The organism is Novosphingobium sp. (assembly GCF_040398825.1).
Taxonomy (GTDB): domain Bacteria; phylum Pseudomonadota; class Alphaproteobacteria; order Sphingomonadales; family Sphingomonadaceae; genus Novosphingobium.
This window is the reverse complement of the sequence record NZ_JBBATI010000015.1, coordinates 1-10,107: the sequence shown is the minus strand read 5'-3', so window position 1 is coordinate 10,107 and position 10,107 is coordinate 1. Positions and strand designations below refer to the sequence as shown.

The 10,107-nt window shown below is 66.3% G+C and carries 12 protein-coding genes and 1 tRNA gene; 5 read left to right on the top strand and 8 right to left on the bottom strand.

The features are described from left to right. Positions 1–778: hypothetical protein (locus ABWP89_RS09350; RefSeq protein WP_353228829.1), on the bottom strand; the 778-nt coding region annotated here is incomplete at its 3' end. 203 nt (positions 779–981) lie between these two features. On the opposite strand from ABWP89_RS09350, the gene ABWP89_RS09345 reads away from it, so the two are divergent. The 3 genes from ABWP89_RS09345 to ABWP89_RS09335 all read left to right on the top strand — a co-directional run bounded on the left by ABWP89_RS09345 (position 982) and on the right by ABWP89_RS09335 (position 2,722). Next, complete coding sequence (locus tag ABWP89_RS09345; protein WP_353228827.1) at positions 982–1,485, top strand: DUF1993 domain-containing protein; 504 nt, start codon at positions 982–984, stop codon at positions 1,483–1,485. 174 nt (positions 1,486–1,659) lie between these two features. Then, positions 1,660–2,115, top strand: a complete 456-nt coding sequence (locus ABWP89_RS09340) for a hypothetical protein (protein ID WP_353228826.1) — start codon at positions 1,660–1,662, stop codon at positions 2,113–2,115. A 151-nt stretch (positions 2,116–2,266) separates the two neighbouring features. Continuing rightward, positions 2,267–2,722 (top strand): hypothetical protein, encoded by a 456-nt coding sequence (locus tag ABWP89_RS09335; RefSeq protein WP_353228824.1) that lies wholly within the window; start codon positions 2,267–2,269, stop codon positions 2,720–2,722. A 72-nt stretch (positions 2,723–2,794) separates the two neighbouring features. Here the strand turns inward: ABWP89_RS09335 and ABWP89_RS09330 are convergent, their stop codons facing one another. From ABWP89_RS09330 to aguB, 4 genes are all read right to left on the bottom strand, one after another. Further along, the gene (locus ABWP89_RS09330) at positions 2,795–3,640 is read right to left on the bottom strand and encodes a hypothetical protein (protein ID WP_353228823.1); all 846 of its coding nucleotides are present in this window, start codon (positions 3,638–3,640) and stop codon (positions 2,795–2,797) included. 155 nt (positions 3,641–3,795) lie between these two features. Continuing rightward, a tRNA-Lys gene (locus ABWP89_RS09325) sits at positions 3,796–3,871 on the bottom strand. Beyond that, positions 3,862–4,425, bottom strand: coding sequence for a 2-amino-4-hydroxy-6-hydroxymethyldihydropteridine diphosphokinase (folK, locus tag ABWP89_RS09320; protein ID WP_353228822.1), 564 nt, complete (start codon positions 4,423–4,425; stop codon positions 3,862–3,864). Before folK ends, ABWP89_RS09325 begins: the two co-directional genes overlap by 10 nt. An 8-nt stretch (positions 4,426–4,433) precedes the next feature. Beyond that, positions 4,434–5,288: an N-carbamoylputrescine amidase gene (gene aguB, locus ABWP89_RS09315; RefSeq protein WP_353228821.1), complete on the bottom strand. Its 855-nt coding sequence runs from the start codon at positions 5,286–5,288 to the stop codon at positions 4,434–4,436. Between the two features lie 204 nt (positions 5,289–5,492). On the opposite strand from aguB, the gene msrA reads away from it, so the two are divergent. Further along, entirely contained in the window at positions 5,493–6,020 is a 528-nt protein-coding gene (gene msrA / locus ABWP89_RS09310) for a peptide-methionine (S)-S-oxide reductase MsrA (RefSeq protein ID WP_353228820.1), read from the top strand. A gap of 168 nt (positions 6,021–6,188) precedes the next feature. On the opposite strand, the gene ABWP89_RS09305 is transcribed toward msrA, so the two are convergent. Then, the gene (locus ABWP89_RS09305) at positions 6,189–7,523 is read right to left on the bottom strand and encodes an RsmB/NOP family class I SAM-dependent RNA methyltransferase (RefSeq protein WP_353228819.1); all 1,335 of its coding nucleotides are present in this window, start codon (positions 7,521–7,523) and stop codon (positions 6,189–6,191) included. A gap of 69 nt (positions 7,524–7,592) precedes the next feature. On the opposite strand from ABWP89_RS09305, the gene ABWP89_RS09300 reads away from it, so the two are divergent. Beyond that, positions 7,593–7,781, top strand: coding sequence for a DUF1674 domain-containing protein (locus ABWP89_RS09300; protein ID WP_353228818.1), 189 nt, complete (start codon positions 7,593–7,595; stop codon positions 7,779–7,781). Positions 7,782–7,789: 8 nt separating this feature from the next. Here the strand turns inward: ABWP89_RS09300 and ABWP89_RS09295 are convergent, their stop codons facing one another. Together ABWP89_RS09295 and ABWP89_RS09290 are read right to left on the bottom strand one after the other, a co-directional pair. Further along, complete coding sequence (locus ABWP89_RS09295; protein ID WP_353228816.1) at positions 7,790–9,310, bottom strand: ABC transporter substrate-binding protein; 1,521 nt, start codon at positions 9,308–9,310, stop codon at positions 7,790–7,792. A gap of 113 nt (positions 9,311–9,423) precedes the next feature. Continuing rightward, a partial coding sequence (locus ABWP89_RS09290) for a PilZ domain-containing protein (protein WP_353228814.1) occupies positions 9,424–10,107 on the bottom strand: 684 nt, incomplete at its 5' end.

The window sequence follows — 10,107 nt, the reverse complement described above, 5'->3', positions numbered from 1 at the left end:
CACGATCCGCGCTTTGCGCAGCAACGCCGGTGCGACCAGCGGCACGCGCCAGTTTCCACACCAGCGCGGCCAGCACCGCCAGCGTCGCCGCATCCACCCACAGCACGGCATTGGGCCCGAACGGCAGGATGAACGGCAAATAGACCGCGATCATCAGCGGCAGATATTTGTATCCGCCATAGCCCGGCCCATGCGCGTTGATCGCGCCATAGACATCGATCTGTGCGGCGTAGGGGTTCTGCCCCGCCCACACCAGCCGCGCGGCATCGACCGTGGTGGTCGCCACATCCGACAGTTTGTATACCGACAGCCCGCTGACCAGATTGAGCAATGGCACCGCGCAGGCCAGCATGACCAGCATGATCGGGATCAGCCGTGCCATGCGCCCAAACCGCCGCTCCACCGCGCCGGCGTCCGCGGTCAGCCAGGTGGTCAGCACCAGCATCACCGCCGCCTCCACCACGCGCACTTTGTGTGGCGACGGGATCGATTGGACCAGCACCACCAGCGGGATCGCCCCGGCCAGCACCGCCCGCACCGCCCAGGATTTCGCAAACAACCATGCCTCGATCACTGCCAGCCGGTGCCGCCAGCCCAGCCAGGTCAGCAGGAACAGCAGGAACACCGCCAGCATGACCAGCCGCCCGAACCCGTATTGAAACACGCCGGTCGGCAACAGGATGGCAAAATTGACAAACGCCAGCAACGACACGCGCGCGGCCCCGCCATGGTCCATGGCATCCGCCGGGCGCCAATGCGCAGACTGCTGTTCAACCATCGGTGGCCCCTGCACGCAAAAAAATGCCGTCAGCAATGATTCGCTGGCCGGTTGCGCCGCCGATTATGCGCCAAAGGTCTTAGCGTATCGCAAATCCGGCGGCCGCCGCGTGCAAACAACGCCACCTTGCCCCGCCGCACAGGAACGCGCATGGCGCGGGCGAAGCCGGGGATTCCGGCGCACGCCAACGACAAGGATTTTCGATGCCAGGTCTTTACGAGTTCACCGTGCCGGTGCTGATCCACAAATTGCACTGCCTTGATCACCTGCTGGCCAAGGCGGCCGACAGTGGCGTGGATGAAGCGACGCTGATGGCGGCGCGGATCGCGCCCGACATGCTGCCCCTGCCGCGCCAGGTGCAGATCGCGTGTGACACGGCCAAGCTGGTCGTGATGCGGCTGGGCCAGATGGAGCCAAGCCCGATGCCCGACGAAGAAACCACGCTGGCCGAATTGCGCACCCGCATCGCGCGCACCGTGGCCTATCTGGAAACTGCCGATCCAGCCGCCTTTGCCGGCCGCGAAACCGCCGCCATCACGCTGCAGTTTCCGGGCATGGAAATGACCTTTACCGGTCAGTCGCTGGTCACCGATTTCAGCCTGCCCAATTTCTATTTCCACATGACCATCGCCTATGCGCTGCTGCGCATGCACGGCGTGGCGATTGGCAAAATGGACTTTCTGGACGGCAAAAGCAGGCCAGCCTGACCCCGCTCCGGCACCCCTGCGGCGCGCGCAGCGCGTTGCAGGGGGGGCCGCTGCCAATTGCCAACCGTGTTCCCCTGGGGCATCGTGCCCGGGCCGGGCAACCGGCGCCACTGCCCTGGCCGTGCCGCCCGGCACCGCGTGACCGCAGGGCCTGGGTGGGGGGGAGGCATACCGATGCGGATCGCACCAATCGCAATCGTCACCGTGCTGGCCGGCAGCGCCGCACTGGCCGCCGACCAGGCCCCGCCGTTCGCATTTTCGCCCGTGCCGCGCTGGCAATTGCCCGCCGACCAGGAACCCGAAACCGACCAGATCTGCGCTGCCGTGCGCAAGGAATGCCCCGCGCTGAAGGGTGTGGAATATATCCACGCACCGTTTGGCTATGACGAAGTGTTTGATGCCGACGGGCATCTGGTCGGCCTGCGCATGACCCAGTCCACCGGCTGCGCCCCGATCGACGAAAGCATGCTGATCAGCCAGCGCAAGTTCAAAACGACGATGCAAGAGGGCGGACAAACCGATTTCGACCCCGCCGATGTGCCCGAAACCGCCCCCGGCCCAGCCCGCGACGCCATCCGCATCAGCAAGCCCGACACCACGGAATTGAGCCTGCGCTGCGATCCGGACTGATCACTGCGCATCAGCGGGGATGGCCGCGTGGACCATTTGCGAATCGGCCCGATCAGGCGCATCCTGCTGTTCGCCAGGCGACCCGCGCATCCGCCTGGCCGGCCGCATTGCACAGCCGCCGCAATGGCGCATGACGGGGAAGGAGCGGCCCATGCGGACCATGGCAATCGCAGTCATCACCATCCTGACCGCCAGCACCGCGCTGGCCGCCGACCAGGCCCCGCCTTTTATGTTTTCCCCCGTCCCGCGCTGGCAAGTGCCCGCCGACCAGGAACCCGAAACCAGCGACGTGTGCGCCGCGGTGCGCAAGGAATGCCCCGGCATCAAGGATCTGGAAAACATCAAGGCCGAATTCGGCTATGACCAGATCTATGACATCGACGGGCAACTGGTCGGCCTGCGCCTGACCAAATCCACCGGCTGCAGACCGCTGGACGAAAGCATGCTGATCAGCGAGCGCAAATTCAAGAACGCCTTCCACACCCCCGGCCAAAGCGATCTCGACGGCGGCCTCCACGCCGAACTGACGCCGGGCACCGCGCGCGACGCGGTGCACATTGTAAAGCACGACAGCACGGAAATGAACCTGGGGTGCAATCCGGGGTGATGGCGTAATTGGTGGCGATTTGGTGGGATTTGCGCTTGATGCGGCAACTTGCAGTGCCGTAACTGCCGCGTGTTAACCGCAATCCGTGAACAAGGCTGCCAGCGACGGCACCATGACCAGCTCGTATTCGCGTGGGGCCTGCGGCGTCGACGGTGGGTTCCAGCCTTCTGTAACCATGCTCATCCAGATCGGGCTGCCGTCGTCACGACGGTCCGGTTCCCATCGCAGCTGTTGGCAAAGGCGGCGAGCAAGGCGACCGTAGGCCAGGTTGGCTGCGGTGGGTTTATCGCTGTTCAGCACAGCTTTGGCGACCGCGCGCATGGTGACTGTGCGGCGCGGCGCATTGGCATGGAAACACAAAATCGCTGCTTCGGCACGCGACAATCGAGCAGCTTCGATGGCAGCGCGAAAATGGTCTGGTTCGGGTCGTGGCCGCAACGGGCGGGGTCTGGCCCATGCCGCTATCAGCGATTCGGGATCAAGAGTCAGGTCACGCCACCAGGCGGGGCCCTCCGGGCGCTGACGGATGACCTGCACATCGACAGGGCGTCCAGTTGCGACGGCATCGTACATGCGTTTACGGGTGGTTGCCGCATACAGACCGGTGAATTCGCGCCCATAGCCGCCCGCATCGACATGGCGACAGAACAGTTCCCATTCGCCCACCGGCGCCTTGAATCGCTTGTGGATACGGCCATGACAGGCGTTGCAGAGGGGATAAGTCTGTGGCGGAGCAACCGTCTGCGGACTGGAATAGTCCTCCGAATGCCATTGGTTCCCCGGGCGATCCGGGTCACCGCACAGGCCGCAAGGATGCGGCGGCGCAGCAGGATCAAGCGCAGCGAGATAGGCTTTCAACGGCTTGTTGATGGCACTGCGCTGCCGGCCATCGTAGCCATTGTAGGAAGTCTCGACCATCCAGGCGCTATACCGCACAGGGGTTAACGTCGCGTCTTTCGCGGAAGATCACCAGAGGTCGGCGGAACTGGATTACCGAAGTGCCAATTGCGAACTGCGGTTAGCGGCGAACACGCAGTGACCTGGCGCCACTCAATGTGAATTTCTGAAAAATATGGTGAGCCCAGCTGGATTCGAACCAGCGACCTACTGATTAAAAGTCAGTTGCTCTACCGACTGAGCTATGGGCCCGGCACTTGGCGTGCGGTGACAGGCGCCTTAGGCAGAGCAGCGCGGCGGGTCAAGCGGGCGTGCGCGTGTTTCACGTTTGTGCCATCGATGGGGTCGCGCCAGGATGGGGCGATCTGGGCGGCGGGGGCCAGCACAAAATGACGGCGGCGGTATTCGGGGTGGGGGATGGTCAGGCGGCGGTCGTGCCACGCACCGCCCGACCACAGCACGATATCCAGATCGAGCGTGCGTGCGCGCCAGCGGGCACCGCGCCGCACCCGGCCGAAAGCGGCCTCGATCGCCTGCAACCGGTCCAGCAGCATGAGCGGCGCCAGCGTCGTCTGTACCAGCGCCGCGCCATTGGCATAGCGGCGACGTGATGGGCCGATCGGCGCTGAATCGATCACACGCGCGATGGCGATCACCCGGCAATCGGGCGCATCGAGCGCGGCCAGCGCGGCGCGCAGCACCCGGCGCGGGGCACCATGGCGCGGGTGCGGCACGTTTGACCCCAGCGCGATCAGATAGCGGCTGGCGTCTGGTGCGGGCGCAGTGGCGGTTGTGTCACCGGTCACGGCGCAGATCAGATATCCTGGATCAGCCGGGTGTACAACTGCGGCCGGCGATCGCGGAAAAAACCCATGCCGGCGCGGTGTTTGCGCGCCTGCGCCAGATCAATCGTGGCGACCAGCACGCCGGTGTCCTGCGCGCCATAGTCCACGACCAGATCGCCATATTCGTTGGTGATGAAGCTGTGGCCATAAAAGGTCTGGCCGTTTTCCTCCACCCCGGTGCGGTTGGCGGCGATCACCGGCAGGCAGTTCGATGCCGCATGGCCCTGCATCGCGCGGCGCCACACGCGGCTGGTATCGATCGTATCATCATACGGTTCGGACCCGATGGCGGTGGGGTAGAACAGCAATTCCGCCCCCATCAGCGCCATCGCCCGCGCGCATTCGGGATACCACTGGTCCCAGCAAATGCCGACGCCGATGGTCGTGCCGAACACCTGCCACACCTTGAAACCGGTGTTGCCAGGGCGAAAATAGTACTTTTCCTCGTACCCCGGACCATCGGGAATGTGGCTTTTGCGATAGATCCCCATCACATCGCCATCGGCGCCGATCATCGCCATGGTGTTGTAATAATGGTGGCCGTCGCGTTCGAAAAAGCTGGTGGGGATGGCCACGCCAAGCGCGCGCGCGAGTTTGCGCATGGCCGCCACCGACGGATCGGTTTCCAGCGTGTGCGCCAGGGCAAACCGCGCCTCATCCTCTTGCTGGCAGAAATAGGCACCGGCGAACAGTTCGGGCGGCAGGATCACTTGCGCGCCCAGGCCTGCCGCCTGTTCCACCAGCGCGGACACGGCGCGAATGTTGTCGGCAGGATCGGGGTCGTTCAGATCAAGCTGCAGCGCAGCGATGGTGATGTCGGTCATGGGTTGTGCTTCTAGAGCATCGTGCAAAAAAGTGGGAACCGGTTTTTTGCAAACAACGATGCGACAACAAAAATACCAAAGTCGCGCCGCGTTTTAACGCAGCGCGACTTTGGTGCAATGTCTGGCAGTTTCAACGCCAGGCCGATGACAAGCCGCCGCGGGCATCCTATCTGGGGCGCAGCAACCAACCACAAAGGACAGGTCATGGCCCAAATCACCCTCGCCGGCGGCTGTTTCTGGTGTACCGAGGCGGTATTCCAGGATGTGATCGGCGTGACTGCGGTCGAAAGCGGCTATATCGGCGGCAGCATACCCAATCCCACCTACAAACAGGTCTGTTCGGGCAAGACCGGGCATGCCGAGGGCATTCGCGTGCATTTCGATGCCGAGGTGGTCGATCTCGATTCGATCCTCGATATCTTTTTTGCGATCCACGATCCGACGTCGCTCAACCGGCAGGGCAACGATGTCGGCACGCAATACCGGTCGGCCATGTTTCCCGCCGACGATGACCAACGCGCCGCGTGCGTGGCCGCCATCGCCCGCGCCGCGACGACGCACAAACTGCCGATCGTGACCACCATCGAAGGCCCGGCGGTGTGGTACCCGGCAGAGGATTACCACCAGGAATATTGGCAGGGCGAAGGCCAGGGCAACCCCTATTGCATCGCGGTGATCCCGCCCAAACTGGCCAAGCTGCGCAAAAGCTTTGCCGCGCGGGTAAAGGTTTGAGACCGGGGTAAAGGACTGAGTATCAAGCATTCACCGTCGCCCCGGGCTTGACCCCGGGGTCCCGCTGCCTTTTTCCAGGTGACTCACAGCAGCATTCGCGCGGGTCAAGCAAAGCGGGACCCCGGGTCAAGCCCGGGGAGACGGAGTAGTTGGGGTAACCCCCGCCCCCTACGCCCGCCAGCGGGCGGCGAAAAATCCGTCCAGGCCGCCAGCGTCGGCCAGCATTCCGGGATCGGTGCGCAACCAGCCGTGGGCGTCGGGCGACAGGCCGGCTGGCAGTTCGTCCGGCGCAATCGGATCGGGCATCAGCGCGCCGGCAAACAAGTGCGCGCGCTCTTCGCCTTCGGCCGGTTCCAGCGAACACACCGCATAGACCAGCCTGCCGCCGGGGTTGAGCCAGCCGGCGGCGCGGCGCAGCATTTCTGCCTGCAACTGCACCAGGTCATCCAGCGCCGGGCTGCGGTGCAAAACATCCGGATGGCGGCGGCAGGTGCCGGTGGCGCTGCACGGCGCATCGATCAGGATCGCATCGAACCGTGTATTCGGTTCCCATGCCAGCGCATCGGCCGCCACCACATCAGCCGCCAGGCCGGTGCGCGCCAGGTTTTCGTGCAGCCGTTCCAGCCGCCGTGGCGATCGGTCCAGCGCGGTCACCGCCCAGCCGGCCGCGGCCAGTTGCAGCGTCTTGCCCCCCGGCGCCGCACCCAGATCGAGCGCGCGCGCACCCGCATGCGGCGGCGCACCGATCAGCCGCGCGGGGATCGCGGCCGCCAGATCCTGCACCCACCACGCGCCTTCGCCATACCCGGGCAGGGCATCCACCGCCTGCCCGCGCGCCAGCCGCACATGGCCGGGCATCAAGCTGACCCCGCCCAGCGCTTCGGCCCAATGCGCGGTTTGCGCGGGGTCGGCCAGCGTCAGATCAAGCGGCGGCGGATCGGCCAGGCCGGCGCTGATCGCGGCGATGCGGTCGGGCCAGGCAAAGCTCCACCGCGCCGCGACCACTGGCGGCAGGGTGGGCGCCGGTGGCAGCGTGGCCGCCGGATCGCTGCGGTTCAGAATGGCGGAAAATACACCGTGCGCCAGCCGCCGTGGCCCGCCTGTCAACAGCGGCAGGCCGGTGGCGATCACCGCGTGCGGCGGCAGTCCCAGCCGCAACACCTGCACCAGCATCAGCCGCAACACGCTGCGTGCCTTGGCATCGTCGGGCAGGATCAGTTGCGTGGCGCTGTCGATCAACGCATCCAGATCGCCCAGCCAGCGCAAGGTTTCATGCGCGATCGCCTGCGCCAGCGCACGGTCATCGGCGCGCGGGACGGGGCGCAGCAGGGGGGGCGCGGCCTGGTCCAGCGGATCACCCCGCCGCAGCACGGCATCGATCATGCGCAGCGCCGCCAGCCGCGCCGCGCTGCCGGGAATATCGGCGGGATCGTCCTGCCGCCGGGGTGCGGATTTGGTGCGGGGTCGTGCGGGGGAACGGGGCGAACGGGGCGGTGTGGTCATGGCCCCCTATCGTCGCATTGGCCCCATATGGCAATTGCATGACGCGGCGCGAACGCCCATCTGTGCGGGATGACCGATCCCGCCACACCCGCCACACCCCGCGCGACAAAACGCCCGGCGACCTTTACCCCGCCCGCGCACTGGACCAACGCGCCCGCGCCCGAACCGCGCGCGGTGCCACGCGGTGACGATCCCGACGGCATCGATCCCACCCGGTTTGGCGATTGGGAACGCAACGGCATCGCCATCGATTTTTGAATTTGGTTTCAGCCGCCCGTGTCGGCCGTGGCCAGCGGCGGCAGCGCGTGCCATCCCCAGGGATTGGGGGCAAACCCCGCGACAGTGCCCCGCACCAGCGACCAGCGCAGCGGGCGCCCCAGCGGGATAAACCCGTTGGCCATGGTAATCTGCGCCTCGGCATCGGCCAGCAGTGCTGCGGCGGCCTCTGCATTGGTGGCGCTGAGCGCCGCCGCCGCGCTGGCATCGCCCGGCGCGCTGCACACCTGGGCGTGGCCGGCACAGCCCAGCCGTTCCAGAAACCAGCGCGCGCGCGGATAACGCGCGACCGTATCGACCAGCACCAGATCGGCCGCCTGTGCCGGCGCGGCGCGGGTCAGCGTCACGCCGATTGCCGCCAGATCGGCGTGCAGCCGTTCAAACAGGATATCCGACCCCGGCCCGGTCGGCAGCGCCAGCACCAGCACCGGCGCGGCCGCATTGCCCGGCATTGACGCACGCGCAGTGGCGGTGATCCAGGCAGCGACCCGCGCCGCCGCGACGGCGCGACGCTGGTCCAGCGTCTGGTCCGTCCAGCGTTCCGCCACCGCGCCGCTGTCACCATCCAGTCCGGGCGACACCACGCGGGTGGTCGATTGCCAGGTGCCGACGCCAACCGCTGCCGCCAGCGCGGCGCGATCGATCGCCATCGCCACGGCTTCACGGTTGGCGGCATCGGCCAGAAACCCGTGCGCGGTGACCACATCCAGCCCGAACAGCCCGGCCACGGGATCAAATTGCAGATTGCCGCGCGCCATCGCGATGCGGGTCGCCAGCGGCAGGCTGTCAAACGTTCCGCCCAGCACCAGATCAGCCTGGCCATTGGCAAAGCGCGCGACTGCGGCCTGTGCCGGTTGAAATTGCAACAGCAAGGGCCGGCTGACATTGGGCGGGGGCACCAGCGGCAGGCCGGGACGGTCGGGCGGCACCAGCCGCGCGCGCCACTGCGCACCGTCACGGCTCAGTTCCATCGGGCCGGCATGGTGCTGCCCGTGCGGGCCGGCGATCACCGCCAGTTCGGGCTGGGCCAGCAGCGACAGCAGATCGGGCTGCGGCTGGGCCAGATCGATTTCGATGACGCGGCGCGCCATGACGCGGATGCTGCGGATGGCGATGCGATCAGGCCCGACCCCGGCATTTGGCGCGCCCCCGCCCCCGGTCCCGACACCGCCCGCCGGCGCCAGCGCGCGGCGCAGCGCGGCGGCGACATCGCCGGCGGTGATCGGCGTGCCATCGGCCCATTGCCCATCGCGCAGGCGAAAGATGTACCCCAGCCCATCGTCAGTCACGATCCAGCGTTCGGCCAGCGCGGGGATAAGCCGGCCTTCGGCATCAAAGCCGACCAGCCCGGCGTGCGTCGCGGCCAGCACGCCATCGGCCGCAGTATCGCTGGTGGCATGCCGGGCAGGATTCGCGGCGGGGTCCGCGCCGATCACGCTGATATCCAGCACGCCCGCGGTGGATCGGCCGCAAGCGGCCGGCAGGGCCAGCAGGATGCTGGCAAAAAGCATTGGGTAACGCGCCACGGCCGCAGGTTAGCAGACTTTGCCGCGGCGGTCAGTGCACAGATGCTGAATCGTCAAAATGTCGGCAGGGCGGTGCGCGCCGCTTACGAAACAGACACTCAGATCTTGCGCAGCGATTTTGGGTCCGGCGGCGGGATGATCGATTTCAGGTAGCGCGGGGTGTGTTCGGCCGCGCCCGTCGTGGCGGGCGCCCGCGCCAGCAACGGATCGACCGCATCGGCAAAGGCGATGCCAAAACGGCTGTCCTGAATCCAGGCAACCCGGCCAGGCACCCAGCCAATATTGCGCAAATTGACCTCGATCGCGGCGCCGGATTGAACTTTGACGCTGCCTTCGGCCATCATGCCGCGCGCCGACAGGTTGCGGACCTTGACCCGGTGGTCGCCCGCTTCGCCGCCGATGCGCAGATCAGCCATCAGAAACAGGCTGTCCCGTCCGACTTGCCGATGATCCATGTCCGTCAACGCCAGGGTTTCCGTTTCATTGCTGCCAGCACGATGCGCGATCAACCGATCCGGTCCGGACACGGCATGTGCCACGGCCCCGGTTGACCGTTTCGGCCTAAGATCGAACGGCAAACGAAACGTTAATTTTGCTGGCCGCCGATGGGCCTGGTTTGGCACAGTCCTGTTTTGGAACAGGTTTGAAACGGGGGTTAAGCGTCGGAATGGCGCGACCGATCCGGGGTTGCAGCGGGCGCGGCCATACCTTTGATAAGGTCGCGCATCGCGCGACTCAGACCACCCGCCCCGCCGCCCCGCCCGACCACCACAGCATGATGG

Excerpts from the sequence above, each read along its gene's own strand:
- msrA (WP_353228820.1), top strand. The coding sequence starts at position 5,493 with ATGGCCCAAATCACCCTCGCCGGCGGCTGTTTCTGGTGTACCGAGGCG.
- ABWP89_RS09330 (WP_353228823.1), bottom strand. The coding sequence starts at position 3,640 with ATGGTCGAGACTTCCTACAATGGCTACGATGGCCGGCAGCGCAGTGCC.
- ABWP89_RS09295 (WP_353228816.1), bottom strand. The coding sequence starts at position 9,310 with ATGCTTTTTGCCAGCATCCTGCTGGCCCTGCCGGCCGCTTGCGGCCGA.
- ABWP89_RS09335 (WP_353228824.1), top strand. The coding sequence starts at position 2,267 with ATGCGGACCATGGCAATCGCAGTCATCACCATCCTGACCGCCAGCACC.
- ABWP89_RS09300 (WP_353228818.1), top strand. The coding sequence starts at position 7,593 with ATGACCGATCCCGCCACACCCGCCACACCCCGCGCGACAAAACGCCCG.
- ABWP89_RS09345 (WP_353228827.1), top strand. The coding sequence starts at position 982 with ATGCCAGGTCTTTACGAGTTCACCGTGCCGGTGCTGATCCACAAATTG.
- aguB (WP_353228821.1), bottom strand. The coding sequence starts at position 5,288 with ATGACCGACATCACCATCGCTGCGCTGCAGCTTGATCTGAACGACCCC.
- ABWP89_RS09305 (WP_353228819.1), bottom strand. The coding sequence starts at position 7,523 with ATGACCACACCGCCCCGTTCGCCCCGTTCCCCCGCACGACCCCGCACC.
- ABWP89_RS09340 (WP_353228826.1), top strand. The coding sequence starts at position 1,660 with ATGCGGATCGCACCAATCGCAATCGTCACCGTGCTGGCCGGCAGCGCC.